Origin of the sequence: Serratia plymuthica, from assembly GCF_018336935.1 — a bacterium.
GTDB classification, from domain to species: Bacteria; Pseudomonadota; Gammaproteobacteria; order Enterobacterales; family Enterobacteriaceae; genus Serratia; species Serratia plymuthica_B.
This window is the reverse complement of sequence record NZ_CP068771.1, coordinates 3612315-3634436: the sequence shown is the minus strand read 5'-3', so window position 1 is coordinate 3634436 and position 22122 is coordinate 3612315. Positions and strand designations below refer to the sequence as shown.

At 56.4% G+C, this 22122-nt stretch carries 23 protein-coding genes; 13 read left to right on the top strand and 10 right to left on the bottom strand.

Going from position 1 to position 22122, the window contains the following annotated elements:
- Window positions 1-82 precede the first annotated feature (82 nt).
- Window positions 83-577: a cell-envelope stress modulator CpxP gene (gene cpxP, locus JK621_RS16945; protein WP_212556937.1), complete on the bottom strand. Its 495-nt coding sequence runs from the start codon at window positions 575-577 to the stop codon at window positions 83-85.
- A gap of 149 nt (window positions 578-726) precedes the next feature.
- On the opposite strand from cpxP, the gene cpxR reads away from it, so the two are divergent.
- The 5 genes from cpxR to JK621_RS16920 all read left to right on the top strand — a co-directional run bounded on the left by cpxR (window position 727) and on the right by JK621_RS16920 (window position 4948).
- Window positions 727-1425 (top strand): envelope stress response regulator transcription factor CpxR, encoded by a 699-nt coding sequence (gene cpxR / locus JK621_RS16940; protein WP_004953234.1) that lies wholly within the window; start codon window positions 727-729, stop codon window positions 1423-1425.
- Window positions 1422-2795 carry an envelope stress sensor histidine kinase CpxA gene (gene cpxA, locus JK621_RS16935; protein WP_212556936.1) on the top strand — a complete coding sequence of 458 codons (1374 nt, stop codon included), beginning with the start codon at window positions 1422-1424 and terminating at the stop codon, window positions 2793-2795. The genes cpxR and cpxA overlap by 4 nt, the downstream gene beginning before the upstream one ends.
- A gap of 63 nt (window positions 2796-2858) precedes the next feature.
- Window positions 2859-3332: a tRNA (uridine(34)/cytosine(34)/5-carboxymethylaminomethyluridine(34)-2'-O)-methyltransferase TrmL gene (trmL, locus tag JK621_RS16930; protein ID WP_006317734.1), complete on the top strand. Its 474-nt coding sequence runs from the start codon at window positions 2859-2861 to the stop codon at window positions 3330-3332.
- Window positions 3333-3395: 63 nt separating this feature from the next.
- On the top strand, window positions 3396-4145 hold the full coding sequence (locus tag JK621_RS16925) for a CHAD domain-containing protein (RefSeq protein ID WP_212556935.1): 750 nt from the start codon (window positions 3396-3398) through the stop codon (window positions 4143-4145).
- Window positions 4146-4276: 131 nt separating this feature from the next.
- Window positions 4277-4948 (top strand): DUF3313 domain-containing protein, encoded by a 672-nt coding sequence (locus JK621_RS16920; protein WP_212556934.1) that lies wholly within the window; start codon window positions 4277-4279, stop codon window positions 4946-4948.
- A 64-nt stretch (window positions 4949-5012) separates the two neighbouring features.
- Here the strand turns inward: JK621_RS16920 and cysE are convergent, their stop codons facing one another.
- The 5 genes from cysE to JK621_RS16895 all read right to left on the bottom strand — a co-directional run bounded on the left by cysE (window position 5013) and on the right by JK621_RS16895 (window position 8261).
- Window positions 5013-5834 (bottom strand): serine O-acetyltransferase, encoded by an 822-nt coding sequence (cysE, locus tag JK621_RS16915; RefSeq protein ID WP_212556933.1) that lies wholly within the window; start codon window positions 5832-5834, stop codon window positions 5013-5015.
- A gap of 166 nt (window positions 5835-6000) precedes the next feature.
- Window positions 6001-7020 (bottom strand): NAD(P)H-dependent glycerol-3-phosphate dehydrogenase, encoded by a 1020-nt coding sequence (gpsA, locus tag JK621_RS16910; protein ID WP_126486051.1) that lies wholly within the window; start codon window positions 7018-7020, stop codon window positions 6001-6003.
- Window positions 7020-7490, bottom strand: a complete 471-nt coding sequence (gene secB, locus JK621_RS16905) for a protein-export chaperone SecB (protein WP_004953255.1) — start codon at window positions 7488-7490, stop codon at window positions 7020-7022. Before secB ends, gpsA begins: the two co-directional genes overlap by 1 nt.
- Before the next feature lie 59 nt (window positions 7491-7549).
- Window positions 7550-7798 (bottom strand): glutaredoxin 3, encoded by a 249-nt coding sequence (gene grxC, locus JK621_RS16900; RefSeq protein ID WP_212556932.1) that lies wholly within the window; start codon window positions 7796-7798, stop codon window positions 7550-7552.
- A 28-nt stretch (window positions 7799-7826) separates the two neighbouring features.
- Entirely contained in the window at window positions 7827-8261 is a 435-nt protein-coding gene (locus tag JK621_RS16895) for a rhodanese-like domain-containing protein (protein ID WP_004953261.1), read from the bottom strand.
- Between the two features lie 297 nt (window positions 8262-8558).
- On the opposite strand from JK621_RS16895, the gene gpmM reads away from it, so the two are divergent.
- The 3 genes from gpmM to JK621_RS16880 are packed head-to-tail and all read left to right on the top strand — an operon-like array spanning window position 8559 to window position 12415.
- Window positions 8559-10103, top strand: coding sequence for a 2,3-bisphosphoglycerate-independent phosphoglycerate mutase (gene gpmM / locus JK621_RS16890; protein WP_212556931.1), 1545 nt, complete (start codon window positions 8559-8561; stop codon window positions 10101-10103).
- Between the two features lie 9 nt (window positions 10104-10112).
- Entirely contained in the window at window positions 10113-11447 is a 1335-nt protein-coding gene (gene envC, locus JK621_RS16885) for a murein hydrolase activator EnvC (RefSeq protein WP_212556930.1), read from the top strand.
- Window positions 11448-11449: 2 nt separating this feature from the next.
- Window positions 11450-12415: a divergent polysaccharide deacetylase family protein gene (locus tag JK621_RS16880; RefSeq protein ID WP_212556929.1), complete on the top strand. Its 966-nt coding sequence runs from the start codon at window positions 11450-11452 to the stop codon at window positions 12413-12415.
- Between the two features lie 34 nt (window positions 12416-12449).
- Here JK621_RS16880 and tdh read toward each other — a convergent pair whose 3' ends face one another.
- Both tdh and kbl read right to left on the bottom strand, forming a co-directional pair.
- Window positions 12450-13475 carry an L-threonine 3-dehydrogenase gene (tdh, locus tag JK621_RS16875; RefSeq protein ID WP_212556928.1) on the bottom strand — a complete coding sequence of 342 codons (1026 nt, stop codon included), beginning with the start codon at window positions 13473-13475 and terminating at the stop codon, window positions 12450-12452.
- A gap of 9 nt (window positions 13476-13484) precedes the next feature.
- Window positions 13485-14681, bottom strand: a complete 1197-nt coding sequence (gene kbl / locus JK621_RS16870) for a glycine C-acetyltransferase (RefSeq protein WP_004953277.1) — start codon at window positions 14679-14681, stop codon at window positions 13485-13487.
- A 240-nt stretch (window positions 14682-14921) separates the two neighbouring features.
- On the opposite strand from kbl, the gene rfaD reads away from it, so the two are divergent.
- The 5 genes from rfaD (at window position 14922) to JK621_RS16845 (ending at window position 19953) form a co-directional block, all read left to right on the top strand.
- A complete protein-coding gene (gene rfaD, locus JK621_RS16865; protein WP_212556927.1) occupies window positions 14922-15851 on the top strand; it encodes an ADP-glyceromanno-heptose 6-epimerase in 930 nt (309 codons plus the stop codon).
- 22 nt (window positions 15852-15873) lie between these two features.
- Window positions 15874-16920: an ADP-heptose--LPS heptosyltransferase RfaF gene (rfaF, locus tag JK621_RS16860; RefSeq protein WP_212556926.1), complete on the top strand. Its 1047-nt coding sequence runs from the start codon at window positions 15874-15876 to the stop codon at window positions 16918-16920.
- Between the two features lie 6 nt (window positions 16921-16926).
- Window positions 16927-17898, top strand: coding sequence for a lipopolysaccharide heptosyltransferase RfaC (rfaC, locus tag JK621_RS16855; protein WP_212556925.1), 972 nt, complete (start codon window positions 16927-16929; stop codon window positions 17896-17898).
- Entirely contained in the window at window positions 17898-18800 is a 903-nt protein-coding gene (locus JK621_RS16850; RefSeq protein WP_212556924.1) for a sugar glycosyltransferase, read from the top strand. The genes rfaC and JK621_RS16850 overlap by 1 nt, the downstream gene beginning before the upstream one ends.
- A 91-nt stretch (window positions 18801-18891) precedes the next feature.
- Window positions 18892-19953: an O-antigen ligase family protein gene (locus JK621_RS16845; RefSeq protein ID WP_349305365.1), complete on the top strand. Its 1062-nt coding sequence runs from the start codon at window positions 18892-18894 to the stop codon at window positions 19951-19953.
- 84 nt (window positions 19954-20037) lie between these two features.
- Here JK621_RS16845 and JK621_RS16840 read toward each other — a convergent pair whose 3' ends face one another.
- Window positions 20038-21129, bottom strand: coding sequence for a glycosyltransferase family 9 protein (locus tag JK621_RS16840; protein WP_212556922.1), 1092 nt, complete (start codon window positions 21127-21129; stop codon window positions 20038-20040).
- A 1-nt stretch (window position 21130) separates the two neighbouring features.
- On the bottom strand, window positions 21131-22087 hold the full coding sequence (locus tag JK621_RS16835) for a polysaccharide deacetylase family protein (RefSeq protein WP_126486074.1): 957 nt from the start codon (window positions 22085-22087) through the stop codon (window positions 21131-21133).
- Between the last annotated feature and the right edge of the window lie 35 nt (window positions 22088-22122).

Here is a 22122-nt window from a genome sequence, read left to right as displayed (position 1 = left end):
TAACGGAATGACAGGCAAAAAAAGCCCCGCCATCATGGCGGGGAAGACAGGGATGGTGTCTATGGCAAGGAAAAACAGGGGATTACTCAGTCATACTCAACTTCTGGGCAGAAGTTTGCTGCAAACCAGAAATTTGTTGCTCCATCTGCTGCATGCGCTGCTGATGCTTCTGGTCTAAAACATTTTTTTGCTCTGGCGTCAGCAGGTTATACATTTGATTGCGCACCCGGGCCATTTCGACCTGGCGCTTAACCTGTTGCTGGGCCATCTTTTCCGCCTGGTTATACACGGCGGCTTCATCAAATTTGTCTGCGGTCACCAGTTTATGCATGGCTTCCATTTCAGCTACATTGACACCAGGCAGATCGTGGCGCGCCTGGCGCATTAAATCGCGCATTTGCTGGCGCTGCTGTTCAGTCAGGCTGACACCGTCAAACATGTGGTGCTGGCCAGGGGCTCTGGTTATCGCATCATTTCCGGGAGTCGGTGCAGTTTCCGATGTAGTCTCGGCAGCAAACGCAGCGGTAGAACCTATTGCCAGCATTGATGCCATAACTAATGCGGTCACCTTACGCATTTTAACTCCTCGGTCTTTCTCACTTTGCGAATCAACGAGGAGCAGTGTACTGCTGCACCTGCAAACATGCGTCAGTGCATGTAAAACTACGTAAAGTCATGGAATGCCAACAGTTGATGACGTATTTTGCGTCAGGAGGTAAAAACATAATGAACAAAATTCTGTTAGTTGACGACGACCGCGAGCTGACCTCGCTGTTAAAAGAACTGCTTGAAATGGAAGGTTTTACTATCGTCGTTGCTTACGATGGCGAACAGGCGTTGTCGCTGCTCGACAGCTCCATAGATCTGCTGCTGCTCGATATCATGATGCCGAAGAAAAACGGTATCGATACCTTGAAAGAGCTGCGCCAGCATCACCAGACGCCAGTCATTATGCTGACCGCACGCGGCAGCGAACTGGATCGCGTGCTGGGCCTGGAACTGGGTGCCGATGACTACCTGCCGAAACCCTTTAACGATCGCGAGCTGGTGGCACGTATCCGCGCCATCCTGCGCCGTTCCAACTGGAGCGAACAGCAGCAGAATGTCGATACCGGCGCCCCGACGCTGGACGTTGACGGCCTGCAGCTCAATCCGGGTCGCCAGGAAGCCAGCTTTGACGGCCAGACGCTGGATCTCACCGGCACCGAATTTACCCTGCTGTATCTGCTGGCGCAGCACCTCGGCCAGGTGGTGTCGCGTGAGTTGCTGAGCCAGGAAGTGCTGGGTAAGCGCCTGACGCCATTCGATCGCGCCATCGATATGCATATCTCCAATCTGCGGCGTAAATTGCCGAATCGCAAAGACGGCCATCCGTGGTTCAAGACCCTGCGCGGCCGGGGTTATTTAATGGTATCGGCAACATGATCAACAGTTTGACGGCACGCATCTTCGCCATTTTTTGGTTCACATTAGCCCTGGTGCTGATGCTGGTGTTGATGGTGCCCAAGCTCGACTCCCGCCAAATGACCTCGCTGCTGGACAGCGAGCAGCGGCAGGGATTAATGGTAGAGCAGCACGTCGAGGCCGAGTTGCAAAACGATCCGGCCAACGATCTGATGTGGTGGCGGCGTTTATTCCGCGCCATCGAAAAATGGGCTCCGCCAGGGCAGCGCCTGCTTCTGGTCACCAGCGAAGGCCGCGTGATTGGCAACATGCAACGCAACGAAATGCAGTTGGTGCGTAACTTTATCGGCCAGTCTGATAATTCTGATCATCCGAAGAAGAAAAAATACGGCCGCGTCGAACTGGTCGGCCCGTTCTCAGTGCGCGACGGCGAGGACAATTATCAGCTGTATCTCATTCGTCCTGCCAACAGCCCGCAATCCGATTTTATCAACCTGATGTTCGACCGGCCGCTGCTGCTGCTGATCGTCACCATGCTGATCAGCGCCCCCTTGCTGCTGTGGCTGGCCTGGAGCCTGGCAAAACCGGCGCGCAAGTTGAAAAACGCCGCCGATGACGTCGCGCGCGGCAACCTGAAACAGCATCCGGAGCTGGAAGCCGGGCCTCAAGAGTTTCTGGCCACCGGCGCCAGCTTCAACCAGATGGTTAGTGCGCTGGAACGCATGATGACCGCCCAGCAGCGGCTAATCTCAGACATCTCGCATGAGCTGCGCACGCCGCTCACCCGCCTGCAGCTGGCTACTGCGCTGATGCGCCGACGTCACGGTGAAGGGCATGAGCTGGCTCGCATCGAAACCGAGGCTCAACGTCTGGACTCGATGATCAACGATCTGCTGGTGCTGTCGCGCGGGCAGCAGAAAAGCGAGTTGGCGCGTGAGCGGCTGCTGGCCAACGAACTCTGGGCCGACGTGCTGGATGACGCCGGATTCGAAGCCGAGCAAATGGGTAAACATCTGGAAGTCACCTCCCCTCCAGGCCCCTGGACACTGTTCGGCAACCCAGGCGCTTTAGACAGCGCGCTGGAAAACATCGTGCGTAATGCTCTGCGCTATTCACACACGCGCATTGCCGTGGCATTCAGCGCCGACAATCAGGGCATCACCATTGTGGTCGACGACGACGGCCCTGGCGTCAGCGAGGAAGATCGCGAGCAGATTTTCCGGCCGTTCTATCGCACCGACGAAGCCCGCGATCGCGCTTCGGGCGGCACCGGCCTGGGCCTGGCGATTGTAGAGGCGGCAGTCAATCAACATCGCGGCTGGGTGAAAGCGGAAGACAGCCCGCTTGGCGGCCTGCGGCTGATACTGTGGCTACCGCTGCACCAGCGTTGATCGCCTAAGACAGGTCAGCAAGATTTTGCTATTCTGCGCCCCTCTTCATGAGGGGCCTTTTACATGCTGAATATCGTTTTATTTGAACCTGAAATTCCACCCAATACCGGCAATATTATCCGCCTGTGCGCCAATACCGGCTTTCAGTTACATCTGATAGAGCCGATGGGCTTCCCATGGGATGACAAACGGCTGCGCCGCGCCGGGCTGGATTATCATGAATTCGCCAATATCCGGCGCCACGCCGATTACGCCGCGTTTATCGCCAGCGAAAACCCGCAGCGGCTGTTTGCCCTGACCACCAAAGGGACTCCAGCGCACAGCGCAGTCAGCTATCAGGCCGGCGACTACCTGCTGTTCGGGCCGGAAACCCGCGGTTTGCCCGCAGAGATCCTCGAAGCCTTGCCTGCACAGCAGAAAATCCGCATTCCGATGCAGGCGCAAAGCCGCAGCATGAACCTGTCGAATGCCGTCGCAGTGGTGGTATACGAAGCCTGGCGGCAGTTGGACTATGCCGGCGCCCTGATTAAACCTTAAGCGGTGACAATCGGCTCTACGGGGAGGATAATCTGAACGGGATCGCCTCTCCGGGGACATCATATGGCTTTCACAGAGAGTATCATCGCCCAGTTTCGCAGGCTCGAAAACGCGCTAAATCAGGCGCTGTCGCGTTTACAGGACCCGATGGACACCGAGGCTCTGCATGATGTGCGCATCAACCTGCGGCGCATCAGGAGCCTGCTGAGGCCCTTGCGTGGTTTACCCGGCATCGCACCGCTCGACAACGCCGCCGCCAGCCTGGGGAAACTCACCACGCCGATACGCGATTTGGAAGTGCTGATTGCCGAGCTGGCGCGACATCAACTAGAGTGGCAGACCAACGTCCGCAAAACCGAACTGCAAAGCCGCAACCTCGCTCTGGCGTCACATCCCTTGCTGTTCCGCTTTCCCAAATTGCTGCATGGCTGGCCGAAAAACTTCCGGCGGGCCAAACGCCGGCACGCAAAACGCCGCGTTGCTCAGCGCCTGTCCCGGCAGGTTAAACAATTGCGTCTGGCGCTGGCCGACGCGCACTACGATCGCCACCTGCTGCGCCTGCTGATCAAACGGGTGCGCTATGCTGCCGACACCTATCCCCAATTCGCACTTATCACGCCACAAGCCGCCGCCTGCCTGAAAACGGCGCAAAGCGCATTGGGCGACTGGCACGATCGTTTTGTCTGGTGCCGGCAAGCCGAGAATCAGCAAGATCTCTGGCCGCTGCTGCCAGAATGGCAGGAAGCCCAGGAAACGACGCTGGAGAGAGCCGAAGCTGAATTGTTTGCGCTCTCGCGAGCCCTCAACCTCTAAAACCCACCACGCATCACGATCCTGACAAAGTAGGTAAAGGCAGTGCACGTCTGGCCCCAAAACATTCTCTGCAACAGAGGATAATGAGCTATGTTTTGTAAGGGTAATAGACATTCATCATAGGACATCGTATGAAAAAAAAACGCTTGAGCGTTGCCATGGCGGTACTGGCAACAGGCCTGTTATTGGCGGGCTGTTCGTCTAAAGTAGCAAATAAGCAGCAGTATTCAGGTTTTCTGAGCGATTACAGCAAACTGCAGGAAACCGAATCAGCCACCGGCCATAAAACGCTGCGTTGGATCGACCCTACCTTTAAAGAATCCAATTATCGGGGCGTCTATTTTTCTCCTGTGACCTATTACCCGGCAGCCAAACCGACGGCACGCGTCAACCAGGATACGCTGAACAAAATCAAAGACTACGCCAATATGCGAATCAACGCCGCACTGAGCGAGCGAATGACCGTGCTGCCAAGCCCGTCGGGATCGCGCGTGCTGCTCGCCAAGGTGGCGATCACCGCCGTGTCGGCTGAAAATGAAGATGTGAAGTTCTATGAAGTGACCCCGGTTACCGCAGTGATAGCCAGCACCATGGCCGTCAGCGGGCACCGCACGCAAAACACCACGCTGTTCCTCGAAGCGCAACTGATCGATCAGGATACCGGCAAAACGGTGATGGAAGTGGTGCGTAAGGGCTATGGCAAGACCGTCAGCAATGACTCCGCGCCGGTGACGGCGAACGAGGTCAAAGCGGCAATCGATAACATGGTTACCGATATCGTGAAATTCCCGAAACAGGGTTAATTCTCTGCCGAAAAACATCGGGGGAGCAAAAAGCTCCCCCGATTTCATGCTTCAGCAAACCGGTTTAGATGCCGTCGCCGTATTCAAAACCCTGGTTAGTGCCGTTGAAGTACTGATCCATATCCATCGAAGGCGTATCGCTTTCCGGCCGCCCCACGAGACGCGCCGGCACCCCGGCGGCAGTGGTATGCGGCGGTATCGATTGCAACACTACCGAGCCGGCGCCGATTTTTGCGCCTTTGCCCACCTCGATATTGCCGAGAATTTTAGCCCCGGCGCCAATCATTACGCCTTCCCGGATCTTCGGATGACGATCGCCGCTGGTTTTGCCGGTACCGCCAAGGGTGACCGACTGCAGGATAGACACGTCGTTTTCTACGACTGCAGTTTCACCAATAACGATGCCGGTGGCATGGTCGAGCATGATTCCGCAGCCGATGGTAGCCGCCGGGTGGATATCCACGCCAAAGGCAACCGAAATTTGATTTTGCAGGTAAATCGCCAACGCCTGACGCCCCTGCAGCCACAACCAGTGGCCGATACGGTAGGCCTGTAGCGCATGGAAACCTTTCAGATACAGCAGTGGCGTCGAATATTTATCTACCGCCGGGTCGCGCAGGCGCACCGCCAGAATATCGCGCGCAGCCGAGGCGATCATCTGCTTATCGGCAAGGTAGGCGTCTTCCACCACTTCACGCACCGCAATAGCCGGCATAATCGGGTTTGCCAGCTTGTTTGCCAGAATATAGCTGAGCGCACTGCCCAGGTTTTCATGCTTGAGCAACGTCGCATGGAAAAAGCTAGCCAGCATCGGTTCACACTCAGCCAGCTCTCTCGCCTCTGATTTGATGCTCTTCCAGACCTGCTCTAACTCTTCTGACGACATCAGGTTCCTCTCCACCTTGCAAAACAGGCTGCCCCACCGCGTCACGGTCAGGCAGCCCAAATCAATTGCCGGGTCAGCATGCTGCCCTGCATATCAGTTTTATACTTGTCGCCTTTCAGGCCCCAGCCATTGTTGGCTGCAGTCTGAAATCCCCGGGGTATGGCGATCAGACGCTGTGCTTTTCGTCTTTTCTGGTACGCCCCAACAGGCTCAACGCGGCTTCCCGGGCATTTTTATGGCAATACAGCACCTGATAAATCTGCTCGGTAATCGGCATTTCCACACCGTGCCGTTGCGCCAGCGCCAACACCTCTTTGGTATTACGGTAGCCTTCGACCACCTGACCGATGCTGTCTTGCGCTTCTTGCACGCCTTTTCCCTGCCCCAGCATAATACCGAAGCGGCGGTTACGCGATTGATTATCGGTGCAGGTCAGCACCAGATCGCCCAAACCGGCCATGCCCATGAAGGTCGACGGATCGGCACCCAGAGCGGAACCGAGGCGGCTCATTTCCGCCAGGCCACGGGTAATCAATGCTGTACGCGCATTAGCGCCAAAGCCGATGCCGTCCGACATCCCGGCGCCGATGGCAATCACGTTCTTCACCGCCCCGCCCAGCTGCACGCCGATAAAATCGGGGTTGCTGTAAACGCGGAAACTTTTGCCGCAGTGCAGCAGCTGTTGCAGATCTTCAGCGAACTGAGCATCGGTGGAAGCCAGCGCAATCGCGGTCGGCAGCCCAGCGGCCAACTCTTTGGCGAACGTTGGCCCCGAGACCACCGCCAGCGGAATATCATCGCCCAGCACTTCTCGCGCCACGTCCTGCAGCAACCGGCCGGTTTCCGCTTCCAGCCCTTTGGTCGCCCACACGATGCGGGCATCCGGGCGCAGATGCGGTTTCAACTGGTGCAATACGTCGCCGAACACATGGCTTGGCACCACCACCAGCACATCGCGGCTGGCAGCCAGCGCACGCGCCAGATCGGCTTCGAGCAACAGCGTGTCGGGGAAGGCTACGTCGGGAAGAAACGCCTGGTTGCAGCGATCGTGCTGCAATTTTTGAATTTGCTCGGGGTTATGCCCCCAAAGCACCACGGGGTGGCCGTTACGCGCCAGCGTAATGGCTAATGCGGTGCCGTACGAGCCGGCACCGATAACAGTCATTGAAGCATTGACGGTGTTCATCAGGCATCCTGATGTGGTGCGGCACCTTCGCCTTCCGCCTGCTGTTGCAGATAGTTCATGAACAGCGCGTCGAAGTTAACCGGTGCCAGGTTCAGCTGCGGGAACGTGCCGCGAGAAACCAGGCTGGTGATGCACTCACGCGCATACGGGAACAGAATGTTCGGGCAGTATGCGCCCAGGCAATGCGCCAGCTGCGTGCCGTCGATGCCTGCAACGGAGAAGATGCCCGCCTGCTGCACTTCACACAGGAACGCAGTTTCTTCGCCCAGAGACGCAGTCACGGTTACGCGCAGTACAACTTCATACACTTCGTCAGCCAGCTGGCTGGAAGCGGTATCTAGATCCAGTTTAACTTCTGGCTGCCATTCCTGCTGGAAAACCTGCGGAGCGTTTGGCGCTTCGAAGGAGATATCCTTGGTGTAAATGCGCTGAATCTGGAAAGCCATCTCTGTGCTGTTTTGTTCTGACATGTGTGTAATACCCTTGGTTAAACGTCCTTATTGACACTCAGTAACCGGCAGCGGCCCGTTTAAAGCAACGGATCCAGGCCACCACGAGCATCGAGTTCATATAAATCATCGCAGCCGCCGATGTGTCGGCCATCGATGAAAATCTGAGGCACGGTGGTGCGCCCACTGCGCGCAATCATCGCTTCGCGTTTTTCATTATCGCCATCAATGGCGATTTCGTTAAACGCCGCGCCCTTACCGTTCAGCAGCGCTTTGGCGCGATGGCAGAACGGGCAGGTCGCTTTGGTGTAGATATCAATGTTAGCCATGGATTACCACTTCAAATACGTTAAAGAATTACTTACCGCGCACTAACGGCAGGTTTTCCCCGCTCCAGCCGGCAATACCGTCTTTCAGCATGGCCACGTTTTCAAAACCAGCCTTGCTCAGGTTTTCCGCCGGCTCGCGGGACGCGGTGCCGTTGGCGCAAACCACGATGATCGGCTGAGCCTTGTGTTTTTCCAGTTCGCCCAGGCTGCCGCTTTTGATTTCGCTCGCCGTCAGGTTGATGGCGTTGGCCAGGTGGCCTTTACGGAAATCATCACGGCTGCGGGTATCGACCACCACCGCATCTTCTTTATTAATCAGGCGGGTGGCTTCACCACGCGCGATCTCTTTCACCTTGGAGAAACGGCTTTTGAACGTCATGACGATCACGGCAACCAGCAAGCCAATCCAAGCCAGGCTCAGTATGGGATGCTTGCTAACGAATTGCATAATTTCTTGCAGCATGGGGTGTAACAACTCCCGTCAGTTAAGGGAAAAATAAGTCAAGGCTCCAGAGTATACCTGCCGAGTGCGGCAAATACAGCCAATAAGCAAACGCTATTGCAGAAACTGCGGGGTACGCTGAGAAATTGCCGGCGTCAGAGCATAAAAGCCGGGGTTGTTCGCCGCAACTTTGATCTCTCGGGGCTCTTTTTAATCGTACGCGTTGTAAAATCAGGCGGTTTTAGGGTGAATAGCCATCACTCCGGCGGCGGGCCGATGGCTATTCACATCTTAAAAGTTCATAACGAGGTTAATGCAATGTCGAGTAACAAAAAGCCGATGGTGCTGGTGATCCTGGACGGCTACGGCCACCGGGAGGAACAGCAGGACAATGCCATTCTGAACGCCAAAACGCCGGTGATGGATCGCCTGTGGCAACGGCAGCCGCATACCCTGATTGCCGCTTCCGGTCTGGACGTGGGCTTGCCTGACGGCCAGATGGGCAACTCGGAGGTCGGCCACGTCAACCTGGGTGCCGGGCGCATCGTTTATCAGGATTTGACCCGACTGGACAAAGAAATCAAAGACGGCGACTTTTTCGCCAACCCGACGCTGACGGCGGCGGTCGACAAGGCCGTACAGGCGGGCAAAGCGGTGCATATCATGGGCCTGCTGTCGCCGGGCGGCGTGCACAGCCACGAAGACCATATTTTGGCCATGATTGAACTGGCCGCTCAACGCGGCGCGAAAGCCGTGTACCTGCACGCCTTCCTGGACGGCCGAGACACCCCGCCACGCAGCGCAGAAAACTCGCTGCAGCGCGTTAGCGACGCCTTCGCCAAACTGGGGGCCGGGCGCATCGCCTCGCTGATTGGCCGCTATTACGCCATGGACCGCGACAACCGCTGGGACCGCGTCCAACTGGCTTATGATCTGCTGACTCAGGCTCAGGGCGACTACGTGACCGATAACGCCGTTGCCGCTCTGCAGGCCGCTTACGAGCGTGGCGAAAACGACGAGTTCGTGAAACCGACCGTGCTCCAGGCCGCCGGTGAAGCCTCTGCCGCTCTGCAGGATGGCGACGCGCTGATTTTCATGAACTTCCGCGCCGATCGCGCGCGCCAGATCGTGCGCGCCTTCGTGAATGCCGATTTCGACGGATTCCCCCGCGCCAGGGTGGTGAACTTCGGTGATTTCGTGATGCTGACCGAATACGCCGCCGACATCAAAACCCCTTGCGCCTATCCGCCGGCGTCGTTGAGCAACACCTTCGGCGAATGGCTGATGAAGCACGACAAAACCCAGTTGCGCATCTCGGAAACCGAAAAATACGCGCACGTCACTTTCTTCTATAACGGCGGGGTGGAAGAACCGTTCAAAGGCGAAGAACGCGTGCTGGTCAACTCGCCGAAGGTCGCCACCTACGATCTGCAACCGGAAATGAGTTCGGCCGAGCTGACCGACAAACTGCTGAGTGCCATCAGCAGCGGCAAATACGACGCCATTATCTGCAACTATCCGAACGGCGACATGGTGGGCCATACCGGCGTCTATGACGCGGCGGTGAAAGCGGTGGAAACCCTCGATAGTTGCATCGCGCAGGTCGTGGAGGCCGTTAAGGCCGTCGACGGGCAACTGTTGATCACCGCCGATCACGGCAACGCCGAACAAATGCGCGATCCGGCCACCGGCCAGGCGCATACCGCCCACACCAGCCTGCCGGTGCCGCTGATTTACATCGGTAAGCCTGCTCACGCGGTCAGCGGCGGCAAGCTTTCCGACATCGCGCCAACCATGCTGGCACTGATGGGAATGGAAATCCCGAAAGAGATGACTGGTAAGCCGCTGTTCATCGTGGAATAATCCTTCTCCATGAGGGAGAAGGCGTTTTTTGCACTATCAAGGGTAACCCGAAGCGCAAACGCAGGCAGCCAGCCGCTGCCTGAACGCACCGCGCCAAGGAAGTTGACCACCATGTGCGCCAGCGTATTTTACGCTGGCGTCTTGCTGTTGCCGTTAGCCGGACAGGCGGCGGAAGACAACAAATCCCAGCTCAAAGATATCCAGCAAAGCATCGCCGAAAAAGAGAAGGCGGTTAAACAGCAGCAGCAACAACGCAGTTCATTGCAGGATCAGCTTAAACAGCAGGAAAAAACCATCGCGCAGGCCAGCCGCCTGCTGCGTGAAACCCAGAGCACATTGGGCCAACTGGGGAAAGACATTTCCGGCCTGAATGCTTCCATCGCCAAGCTGCAAAAGCAGCAGTCCACTCAGCAAGAGATCCTCGCCAAACAGCTCGACGCCGCTTTCCGCCAAGGGCAACACAGCGCAGTGCAACTGATCCTCAGCGGTGAGGAGAGCCAACGCAGCGAGCGTATTCTGGCTTACTTCGGCTATCTGAACGAGGCGCGTCAGCAAACCATCGAAGAGCTGAAGCAAACCCGCGCCGAGCTGGCAAAGCAAAAAACCACGCTGGTGACCAAACAGGGTCAACAGAAATCGTTGCTGGGCGAACAGCAGACGCAACAACAGAAGCTGGAGCAAGCGCGTGGCGCACGTAAGCAAACGCTGACCGCACTGGAAGCCTCGCTGGAAAAAGATCAGCAGCGGCTGGTGGAACTGCGTCAGAACGAAACCCGCATGCGCGATAAAATTGCCCGTGCTGAACGCGAGGCCCGCGCCCGTGCCGAACGCGAAGCGCGTGAAGCCGCCAAGGTGCGTGAGCAAGTGCGCGCCAAAGAACAGCAGGCGAAGAAAACCGGCACCAGCTACAAACCTAGCGAAGCCGACCGATCGCTGATGGCCCGTACCGGCGGCCTCGGCAGACCGGGCGGGCAGGCGATATGGCCGGTTCGTGGCCGTACCTTGCACAACTTCGGTGAACAGTTGCAAGGTGAATTGCGCTGGAAAGGCATGGTGATCTCGGCCGCCGAAGGCAGCGAAGTGAAAGCCATAGCCGACGGTCGCGTATTGCTGGCCGACTGGCTGCAAGGCTACGGTCTGGTGGTAGTGATCGAGCACGGAAAGGGTGACATGAGCCTGTATGGCTACAACCAGAGCGCGTTGGTCAACGTCGGGGCGCAGGTCCGCGCCGGTCAGCCGATAGCCTTGGTAGGTACCAGCGGGGGTCAGGGAACGCCGTCGCTTTATTTCGAAATCCGTCGTCAGGGCCAGGCGGTTAACCCACTACCGTGGTTGGGAAGATAGATTTGCGTTATATCAAAACCCGTACTGTCGTATTGATTGGCTGTCTGTTGCAGGTTTGCGCCGCGCAGGCAGGGAAGTTATCCATCGTTATCGATGATGTAGGCTATCGCCCGCACGAGGAAGACGCCGTGCTGCAAATGCCGACGGCGATCTCCGTTGCCGTGCTGCCCAATGCCCCCCACGCCCGTTTAATGGCCACCCGCGCTCACAGCCAGGGCCGGGAAGTGCTAATCCATATGCCTATGGCGCCGCTCAGCAAACAGCCATTGGAGCGCGATACGCTGCAACCTTCCATGAGCAGCGAAGAGATCCAGCGCATCATGCGCAATGCGGTGAATAACGTGCCTTACGCGGTGGGGATGAACAACCACATGGGCAGCGCCATGACCTCTAGCCTGCCGGGCATGCAGAAAGTCATGCTGGCGCTCGAAAGCTACCGTTTGTATTTTCTCGATAGCATGACCATCGGCAATAGCCAGGCCACGCGCGCCGCCGCAGGTACCGGAGTGAAGGTCATCAAACGCAAGGTATTCCTGGACGATACGGCCAACGAGGCCGATATTCGCCGCCAGTTCAACCGTGCGGTCGAATTGGCGCGGCGCAACGGTTCCGCCATCGCGATTGGCCACCCACGCCCGGCAACGGTGAAGGTGCTGCAGCAAATGCTGCCGACGTTACCGGCCGATATCGTGCTGGTGAAACCCAGTTCGCTGCTGAATGAACCGCAGGGCAACAGCGGCGGCGGCAGTTATGTTCCACCTCCGGTCAAGCCGCAGAAACCGCAGCCGAAGAACCCGTTCACCGGCGGTATCAAGCAGTGCAAGGTCAAATTGCCGAAGGAAAAAGTCAACGCAGGCAAGGCGATAAGCGTGATCGGCGAAAGCGTGGCACAGTCGCCGGCGGCAGAGTTTATCAAGCGTCAGTGGCATCGCTGGGTCGGCTCGGCGCCAGACAAACCGAAAGCATAAAATCAGGGCCGGAATTTTCCGGCCCTTTTTACTGTCAATCCCAGCTCAACACCACTTTTCCGGACTGTCCGGAGCGCATGGCGTCAAAGCCCTGCTGGAACTCATCGATCGAGAAACGGTGGGTAATGATAGGCGTCAGATCCAGACCAGACTGGATCAGCGCCGCCATCTTATACCAGGTCTCGAACATCTCACGGCCATAAATCCCTTTGATAAACAGCCCTTTGAAGATCACCTGATTCCAGTCGATCGACATATCCGACGGTGGAATGCCCAGCATGGCGATGCGCCCGCCGTGGTTCATGGCATTCAGCAGCGTACGGAACGCCGGCGGCGCACCGGACATTTCCAGCCCCACGTCGAACCCTTCGGTCATGCCCAGTTCGGCCATCACGTCGTTCAGGTTTTCTTTGCTGACGTTCACCGCACGGGTCACGCCCATTTTACGCGCCAGTTCCAGCCGGTATTCGTTCACGTCGGTGATCACCACGTGGCGGGCACCAACGTGCTTACACACCGCCGCGGCCATAATACCTATCGGGCCGGCGCCGGAAACCAACACGTCTTCGCCAACCAGATCGAACGACAGCGCCGTATGCACCGCATTGCCGAACGGGTCGAAGATTGACGCCAGTTCATCGGAAATATTGTCCGGGATCTTGAAAGCGTTAAACGCCGGGATCACCAGATATTCAGCAAAGGAGCCCGGGCGGTTCACGCCCACGCCAATGGTGTTGCGGCACAGATGAGTGCGGCCGCCACGGCAGTTACGGCAGTGGCCGCAAGTGATGTGGCCTTCGCCGGAAACGCGGTCACCGACGTTAAACCCTTTAACTTCCTGGCCAATGGCGACCACTTCGCCCACGTACTCGTGGCCGACCACCATAGGTACCGGAATGGTTTTCTGCGACCAGTCATCCCAGTTATAAATATGAACATCGGTACCGCAGATCGCGGTTTTACGGATTTTAATCATGATGTCGTTATGGCCCAGCTCAGGAGCAGGCACATCGGTCATCCAAATCCCTTCTTCCGCTTTCAGTTTTGACAATGCTTTCATGGTTTTACCTTATGCAATAACGCCAAGATCCTTACCGATACGAATGAACGCCGCGACCGCACGTTCAATTTGCTCCGGGGTGTGGTCAGCAGACATCTGGGTACGGATGCGTGCCTGGCCTTTCGGCACCACCGGATAGAAGAAACCGGTCACATAAATGCCTTCCTTGAGCAACGCGTTGGCGAACTCCTGCGCCAGCTTTGCTTCACCCAACATCACCGGGATGATGGCGTGATCGGCCCCGGCCAGCTCAAAGCCCGCCGCGGTCATTTTTTCACGGAACAGGCTCGCATTGGCCCACAGACGATCGCGCAGCGCATCGCCCTGCTCCAGCAGTTCCAGCACTTTGATCGAAGCGGCGACAATCGCCGGCGCCAGCGAGTTGGAGAACAGATAAGGCCGCGAACGCTGGCGCAACCACTCCACCACCTCTTTTTTCGCCGCAGTATAACCGCCGGAAGCGCCGCCCAGCGCTTTGCCCAGGGTGCCGGTAATGATGTCGACGCGGCCCATCACGTCACAATACTCATGGGTGCCACGCCCATTGGCGCCAACGAAACCTACCGCATGAGAATCATCCACCATCACCAGCGCCTGATACTGGTCCGCCAGGTCGCATACCCCTTTCAGGTTGGCGATCACGCCGTCCATGGAGAACACGCCGTCGGTAGCAATCATGATGTGGCGCGCGCCATCGGCCTTGGCCTGTTTCAGCTGTGCGGCCAGCTCGTTCATGTCGTTATTGGCATAGCGGTAACGCTTCGCCTTGCACAAACGTACGCCATCGATGATCGACGCGTGGTTCAACGTGTCGGAGATAATCGCGTCTTCCGGCCCAAGCAGCGTTTCGAACAACCCGCCGTTGGCATCGAAGCAAGAGGAATACAGGATGGCGTCTTCCATACCGAGAAAATCGGCCAATTTCCGCTCCAGCTGCTTATGGCTGTCCTGGGTGCCGCAAATAAAGCGCACCGACGCCATGCCGAAACCGTGGCTGTCCATACCGGCCTTGGCCGCCGCGATCATCGCCGGATGGTTGGCCAGGCCAAGGTAGTTGTTGGCGCAGAAATTGATCACATGGCGGCCGTCGGCAACGGCGATATCAGCCTGCTGAGCGGTGGTGATAATGCGCTCTTCCTTGAACAACCCTTCGCTACGGGCGGTTGCAAGCTGTTGTTCCAACTGCTGATAAAAAGACGCGGACATTCGGTTATCTCCAGGATGGGTCTGTTTTCCACATATTTTACTGATTTGTAACCAAACTGACGACAATACACAGGAGAGAATATGAAAATTGCAGCAGATATCACGGCAAAGTGCTTTGATGCTCGACATCGCGGGATATTCGGAGCCCGTCCGATGTTTGCGGCGGCATGAAATGCTATTATAAGCGGCATTGAGCGTGGGGCACCCTGTCCCACCGGGCAGAATAATAGGGGTAACCCAATGATTATCGTTACTGGTGGCGCCGGCATGATCGGCAGCAATATCATTAAGGCGCTGAATGACACAGGGTATCGCGATATCCTGGTGGTAGATAACCTGAAAGACGGCACCAAATTTGCCAACCTGGTCGATCTGGATATCGCCGACTATATCGATAAAGAAGATTTTATCGCCAACATCGTGGCCGGCGACGATCTGGGTGAAATCGACGCGGTGTTCCATGAAGGTGCCTGTTCCTCCACCACCGAGTGGGATGGCAAGTACATGATGGACAACAACTATCAGTACTCCAAAGACCTGCTGCATTATTGTCTGGATCGCGAAATCCCGTTCCTGTACGCCTCATCGGCAGCCACCTACGGCGGCCGTGAAGAATTTATCGAAGAGCGCCAGTTTGAAGAGCCGCTGAATGTGTACGGTTACTCCAAATTCCTGTTCGATCAGTACGTGCGTGAAATTCTGCCTGAGGCGGATTCACAGATCTGCGGCTTCCGTTACTTCAACGTTTATGGCCCACGCGAAAGCCACAAAGGCAGCATGGCCAGCGTTGCATTCCACCTGAATAGCCAGATCAACCGCGGAGAGAACCCGAAACTGTTCGACGGCAGCCAGGACTTCAAGCGTGACTTTATCTACGTCGGCGACGTGGCGGCGGTAAACCTGTGGTTCTGGAAAAGCGGCGTGTCCGGCATCTTCAACTGCGGCACCGGCCGTGCAGAAACCTTCCAGGCGGTAGCCAACGCAGTCGTCGATTTCCACCAGAAAGGCGCGGTGGAAAATATCCCGTTCCCGGAAAAACTCAAAGGCCGCTACCAGGCGTTTACCCAAGCCGACCTGACCAAGCTGCGCGCTGCCGGCTATGACGCGCCGTTCAAAACGGTCGCCGAAGGCGTGAAAGAGTACATGGCCTGGTTGAACCGCACCGCTTAAGCTGAAGGAAATCGTTCAGGGTATGAAAATACTGGTTATCGGCCCTTCGTGGGTTGGCGATATGATGATGTCGCAAAGTCTCTACCGCACCCTGAAGGCCGAGCACCCGACAGCGGAAATTGACGTGATGGCGCCCGCCTGGTGCCGTCCGTTGCTGGCGCGTATGCCGGAGGTCAATCAGGCTCTGTCGATGCCGTTAGGCCACGGCGCGCTGGCGCTCGGTGAACGCCGGCGTCTGGGGCGCGCACTGCGCGCCAACGGCTACGATCGCGCTTACGTGCTGCCCAACTCGTTCAAATCCGCGTTGGTGCCGTTCTTTGCTCAGGTGCCGCAGCGTACCGGTTGGCGTGGCGAAATGCGCTACGGCCTGCTCAATGATCTCCGGGTGCTGGACAAGGCGGCCTTTCCGCTGATGGTACAACGCTATGTGGCGCTGGCTTATGACAAGCAACGCATTCGGCGCGCCGAAGATCTGCCGCAGCCGTTGCTGTGGCCGCAGTTGCAGGTAAGCGACGAAGAAATTGCCGAAACCACCGCGGCCTTCAACCTGACCGATCATCGGCCGATTATCGGTTTCTGCCCGGGGGCCGAATTTGGCCCGGCCAAACGCTGGCCGCACTACCACTACGCCCGGTTGGCCCAGATGCTGATCGACCAGGGTTATCAAATCGCCCTGTTCGGCTCCGCCAAGGATCACGAAGCGGGCGAACAAATCCGCGCGGCGCTGGATGACGACGCCCGAGGATTTTGCATGAATCTGGCTGGGGAAACCCAGCTGGAACAGGCCGTGATCCTGCTGGCGTCCTGCCAGGCCGTGGTCAGCAACGACTCAGGCCTGATGCACGTTGCAGCGGCCTTGAATAAGCCGCTGATAGCCTTGTACGGGCCAAGCAGCCCGGATTTCACGCCGCCGCTGTCCGATAAGGCCAAAGTGATCCGCAAAATCCGTGGTTACCATAAGATACGCAAAGGCGATGCCGATCAGGGTTACCATCAGAGCCTGATCGATATTCAGCCACAGCAGGTGTTGGACGCGCTGACGCCGTTACTTGCCGCCAGCGAGGAATAAGTAAGCATGCAGGTGTTGATTGTAAAAACCTCCTCGATGGGAGACGTGCTCCATACGCTACCGGCGTTGACCGACGCCATGCGGGCGATCCCCGGCATCCGCTTCGATTGGGTGGTGGAGGAAGGGTTCAGCCAGATCCCCACCTGGCACCCGGCAGTAGACCGCGTGATCCCGGTGGCGATCCGCCGCTGGCGCAAAAACTGGTTTGGCAGCGAGACCCGTCAGGAGCGTTGCGATTTTAAACGTCTGGTGCAGGAGCGCACCTACGACGCGGTGATCGACGCCCAGGGGTTAATCAAGAGCGCCGCCTTGATCACCCGCATCGCCAAAGGCAGCAAGCACGGCCAGGATGCCAAGAGCGCCCGCGAACCCTTTGCCAGCTGGTTCTACAACCACCGTCATGAGATCGAAAAACAGCAGCACGCCGTAGAGCGCACCCGTGAGCTGTTTGCCAAAAGCCTGGGCTACGACAAGCCGGAAAGCTACGGCGATTACGCCATTGCGGCGCGCTTTCTCAGCCACCTGCCGGCCGATGCCGGGCAATACCTGGTGTTTTTGCACGCGACGACCCGCGATGAGAAACATTGGCCTGAGTCGCACTGGCGCGAATTGATTGAGCTGATAGCGCCAAGCGGGCTGAAGATCAAATTGCCATGGGGCGCGGAACACGAACGCCTGCGCGCGCTGCGTTTGGCGGAAGGCTTCCCGCACGTAGAGGTGCTGCCAAAACTCAGCCTGCAGCAGGTCGCCGAGGTGCTGGCAGGCGCGAAAGGCGTGGTCTCGGTCGATACCGGTCTCAGCCACCTGACCGCGGCGCTCGACAGGCCTAACATTACGCTGTTCGGCCCGACGGATCCGGGGTTGATCGGCGGCTATGGGCAAAATCAATATGCCTGCCGACCAGAGTCAGGCAATAGCATGGCGGATATCTCCGCACAGCACGTCGCGGCGCTGATTCACGACAGGATGCCGGTGTAATGGGAACTTTTTTCAAGCAAATATATCGTTATACGCATGCCAGACCCTTTCGGCATAACGAGAATCTCTGGCCCTACGTAAAGATTAAGCGCGCCGCCAGCGGGGAAATCGTCGCGCTGCACTACAAACGACAACAGGTGCCGATGGCGCAACTGGCTACGCTACAGGGGCATTTTTCCGGCGACATCCTGTTGACGGCTACCGGCCCGTCAGTGAAAAACCTTTGCCTGGAAAAATTCCCCCCGATGCCTGCGATGGGGGTCAACGGCGCCTACTCCCTGCAAGACCGCGTCGACTTTAGATTCTATGTCATTGTGGATATGGGATTTATCGACCAGAAACCGGAAATCATCGGCCGTATTATCGCTGACGAGCGGCTAACCTTGTTCACCACGGTGCACGGCGTGGCGAAAATCATCGACAGATTCACCCTGGAACGGGTGAAGTGCCGTTTCGCCGTGATCGAAGACGCCGCATTTAAAATTTATCGGCCCAGAATTACCCATGATGAACTGTGGACGGCTTACCGCGACAATCGCGACGTCGCTTTTGCCGATGGCCGAAAAGACATCGCGTTCAATCACGATATTCGCAGCGGCATCTTTGATGCCGGCACCGTTATTTACTGGGCGCTGCAGATCCTTACTTTCCTCGGCTTCAAGCGGTTATTCATCATCGGTCTGGACATGAATAATTTCCACCAACCGCGTTTTTATGAAGCCGCAGAGAATAAACTTTCCACCGATTTGGAGAGCAAAGTTGACGACCTGGTCATGCCATCATTTCGCCATGCCAGTTTCCAAATGAAAGCAAAAGACATCACCGTAAAAAACCTTTCCGTAACCAGCGCAATCAGCAATGAAATTTTCGAGAAGGCCGACCCTGATGCATTATTCAAGTAATGCTTTTCACCCGAAAAAGCTATACGTTTTGTTTTTTTTACTTTTTTCCTTTTTCAGCGCCATATTCTGCGGTTTTACCAAAGTTAATAATTTGTTCCACCTTTCGGCAATTCTATTCATCATCACGCTGTATCTCGATAAAGATCTGCGGATGTCGTTCTTCCGCCATAGAGAAACACGCTGGGGATTGGCGCTCATTGGTGCGATGCTGCTCTACTTTGCCTGCAGTAACCTGTGGACAGACGACCCAGGAAATATCGAGTCGACACTGACGCACAGTATTTATCTGTTGCTGTATCTGGGCATGCTGATCACCGTTCTGAGCGGGCCTCAGCGTAACCTGCTGTTGATCAGCATAGTCATGGGATTAACGATCCTGTGTCTGTACTCATTATGCTTTGATTACCAAGATATTCTGATTAACCGCATGGTATCGAAAAACAATCCTGGTCCCGAAAATGTGATCGATCTGGCGGGGTTGGCCGGGATTGGCGTGATACTCAGCCTGATCGTTTTTCGCGAAAAAAAGAACGTGGCGATCCTGCTCGCCATCCCGATACTGTTCGGTACCATGTTGCTCACCCAGAGCCGCGGCCCGGTGCTTTCATTACTGATAGCGCTGCTGGTGACGCTACCCCACAGGCAGCTTACGCTGAAGCACCTGGCTTACTTTGTGATCGCTCTGGCCATCGTGGCTGCGGCAGTGCTGCTCTCGCCCATCGGGCATCTGCTCCTCTCCCGCTTTGAAGAAATGTATGTGCAAAGTTTCCTGCGGGTGAGTATCTGGCGGCACACCTTCGAACTGGTAAGCCAGGCACCGTATTTTGGTTACGGTTTCAATTATGAGTTGGATTTCACCAACTATTCTGGCGAACATATTCGCACCACGCACAGCCTTTACTGGGGCGCATTGCTGAAGGGGGGAATCGTCGGGTTGGGATTGCTGTTGGTTGTCTTGAGCTACTGCGGCTCCCTGGCCGTGCGCCGCATGCGCAGCGGAATGCGGCTGGAGGCTGCGCTGTTCATTTTCATGCTGCTGTTCTATTCCTCACAGGGCATGTTCATGATCGGCAACCCGGCGGAATTCTGGTATCTGTTCTGGTTCACTTTAGGCGTCGCCATCACGCCCAAACTGAAACCACAGACCTGTTGACGGATCGTCAGTGCCACCTCTTCGGGTGGCACTGTTATTTTAGAGAGCCGTTTCTCTTGCAGCGATCAATAAAACCGACGTTTTTTATTCGGCAACTATTAGCAACACTCTTTCCATCACTTCTTCGCTGCTGATAATGCTCAATGGCTGATGACGCTGTTCTTCACTGAGGTTCTGCGTATCGATCGGCACATACATCACCTGATGCAGCTCGGTATTCTGATAGGGCCCGGTTTGCGTCGGATTCGCCGTCACGAACAGGCTGACGGTTTTGGTTTTCAGCGCAATAGCCAGATGCAGCGGCCCGGTGTCGCCGGTAACCAGCACCTCCATATTTTTCATCACCGCCAACAGTTGCGGCAACGTCGTTTTACCAATGTGGCTGATAACCCGGGTTTGCTCTTCCGCCGTCAGCCCTGCCATAAACTCATGCTCAATCGCCTTTTCTTTCGGCGTGCCAATCAGGGCTATCTGATAATCCGGCGAACGGGCCAACAGCTTTTTGGCCAATCCGACAAACCGGCTGACCGGCCAACAACGCAAGGGTTCGGACGCGCCCATCTGGAACCCAATCACCATCTTGCCTGGCTGTTTTTGCTGCAACGGGAAATCTACCGGGATAAACATTTCCCGATTTTGCGTATCGCAACCCAACTGTTCCACCAGGTCCAACTTGCGCTGAATCAGATGGCCTTTTCCACGGGTGCTGGCACCGGTGAGCCATTGCTCCATACCGGTCAGATCGTTTTTATACGCATCTTTAAACAGATATTCGCAGCCGGAAAATATCGCAGTGATCACATCATAAGGGGCTTTGGAATGCAGAATCACCGCCAATTGCGGCCGATTTTTCCTTAGCCGACAAATAACGCTGAGCATATCCTTGGCTTTATGATCCCAATAAATGACGTCGTCAAAATAGCGGCTGGTACCCACCAGGCCGCCATTCTTATAGCTGGAGATCAGCGTGATTTTTGCTGCAGGATAGCGTTCACGTATGGCGCGGATGGCAGGCGTATTGAACATCAAATCGCCCAACGCGGTGGTTGAGAAAATGGCGATACGGTCAAACTCGCGTTTTTTGTCGAACGTGTTTTTATCTTTAAAATTACTGCCAAGGTTCGTATAAAGCCGCAGACAGGCGTTCGCCAGCTTTACTTTCCATTGCTTCGACATTTCAGTTCACTTTAAGTTGATAGTACTCGGCTAGCGTCATACCTACCGTACGCTGCTGCAGCCAGGCGAACAGCTGCTCCAAATCACGGTACAGCACTTCAATATCCTGCTCGGTTTTAAACGTCGGGCTGCCGCCGGGCATAAACTCGGAAGAGTGGAGCATAAATTCAACGTAGTCATGCCCCTGCGCCAAACAGCGCTCAACCACCCGCTGCATTTTTTCCAGATTACCGCCGCTTGGCCGCAGCCAGTTTACCGACGGCGAACGCTGCTTGCCGCGCAACCGATCGTAACCCTGCTTGATCGTATTCATCAGCGCCGAATGCTTATACTGGATGCTCATCGGTACTTCCAGCAGCGTTGAAGCACCCGCTTCGGCGATATTTTCCGGATCGATAAAATAGGCCTGTGACGGGAAGTGCCGGTAGTCGGTACCGCCGTTCCCTTGCGGGTTGCCCGGCGAATATTGCCAGTTGACGCGCGGCGTGACCGAGCAATCTACCTGATAGCCGTATTCCAGCAACAACGCCGCATAGTACTCGTTAAACGCCCAGCGCCCGGCGCGGTGGCTGAGCATTTTGGTCTGGAAAGCATCTTCCAGCAGCTTGGTCATATGATCGACCTTGGCGCGAATTTGATCGGCCGGGTATTCGATCAGATAAGGTTTGTGCCGCCAGTCATCGTCGGTCAACGGCGTCAGAGGCGGGCTGTTCCAGGCGTGGAGGTGCATCCCTACTTCCCCCGTCCCGCGCGCAATCACATCGCGAGCAAACTCGACATATTCGGCGTCTACCGCCATTTCATAGTTGGTGAGGTACACCGGCTTGAAGCCATATTTCTCACACAACGCCTGAAAGCGCGGCAAAAAGCGCGTGTTTTCGGTCGAAATACGATCGTGGTTTTGCCACAGATTGTCGCCTTCGGTATCAATGGTGATGAGAAACGCCGGTTTAGTCATAAATATCGAGCCTGATATCAACAGAATGCATTATG

Excerpts from the sequence above, each read along its gene's own strand:
- cpxP (WP_212556937.1), bottom strand. The coding sequence starts at position 577 with ATGCGTAAGGTGACCGCATTAGTTATGGCATCAATGCTGGCAATAGGT.
- cpxR (WP_004953234.1), top strand. The coding sequence starts at position 727 with ATGAACAAAATTCTGTTAGTTGACGACGACCGCGAGCTGACCTCGCTG.
- cpxA (WP_212556936.1), top strand. The coding sequence starts at position 1,422 with ATGATCAACAGTTTGACGGCACGCATCTTCGCCATTTTTTGGTTCACA.
- trmL (WP_006317734.1), top strand. The coding sequence starts at position 2,859 with ATGCTGAATATCGTTTTATTTGAACCTGAAATTCCACCCAATACCGGC.
- JK621_RS16925 (WP_212556935.1), top strand. The coding sequence starts at position 3,396 with ATGGCTTTCACAGAGAGTATCATCGCCCAGTTTCGCAGGCTCGAAAAC.
- JK621_RS16920 (WP_212556934.1), top strand. The coding sequence starts at position 4,277 with ATGAAAAAAAAACGCTTGAGCGTTGCCATGGCGGTACTGGCAACAGGC.
- cysE (WP_212556933.1), bottom strand. The coding sequence starts at position 5,834 with ATGTCGTCAGAAGAGTTAGAGCAGGTCTGGAAGAGCATCAAATCAGAG.
- gpsA (WP_126486051.1), bottom strand. The coding sequence starts at position 7,020 with ATGAACACCGTCAATGCTTCAATGACTGTTATCGGTGCCGGCTCGTAC.
- secB (WP_004953255.1), bottom strand. The coding sequence starts at position 7,490 with ATGTCAGAACAAAACAGCACAGAGATGGCTTTCCAGATTCAGCGCATT.
- grxC (WP_212556932.1), bottom strand. The coding sequence starts at position 7,798 with ATGGCTAACATTGATATCTACACCAAAGCGACCTGCCCGTTCTGCCAT.
- JK621_RS16895 (WP_004953261.1), bottom strand. The coding sequence starts at position 8,261 with ATGCTGCAAGAAATTATGCAATTCGTTAGCAAGCATCCCATACTGAGC.
- gpmM (WP_212556931.1), top strand. The coding sequence starts at position 8,559 with ATGTCGAGTAACAAAAAGCCGATGGTGCTGGTGATCCTGGACGGCTAC.
- envC (WP_212556930.1), top strand. The coding sequence starts at position 10,113 with ATGAGGGAGAAGGCGTTTTTTGCACTATCAAGGGTAACCCGAAGCGCA.
- tdh (WP_212556928.1), bottom strand. The coding sequence starts at position 13,475 with ATGAAAGCATTGTCAAAACTGAAAGCGGAAGAAGGGATTTGGATGACC.
- kbl (WP_004953277.1), bottom strand. The coding sequence starts at position 14,681 with ATGTCCGCGTCTTTTTATCAGCAGTTGGAACAACAGCTTGCAACCGCC.
- rfaD (WP_212556927.1), top strand. The coding sequence starts at position 14,922 with ATGATTATCGTTACTGGTGGCGCCGGCATGATCGGCAGCAATATCATT.
- rfaF (WP_212556926.1), top strand. The coding sequence starts at position 15,874 with ATGAAAATACTGGTTATCGGCCCTTCGTGGGTTGGCGATATGATGATG.
- rfaC (WP_212556925.1), top strand. The coding sequence starts at position 16,927 with ATGCAGGTGTTGATTGTAAAAACCTCCTCGATGGGAGACGTGCTCCAT.
- JK621_RS16850 (WP_212556924.1), top strand. The coding sequence starts at position 17,898 with ATGGGAACTTTTTTCAAGCAAATATATCGTTATACGCATGCCAGACCC.
- JK621_RS16840 (WP_212556922.1), bottom strand. The coding sequence starts at position 21,129 with ATGTCGAAGCAATGGAAAGTAAAGCTGGCGAACGCCTGTCTGCGGCTT.
- JK621_RS16835 (WP_126486074.1), bottom strand. The coding sequence starts at position 22,087 with ATGACTAAACCGGCGTTTCTCATCACCATTGATACCGAAGGCGACAAT.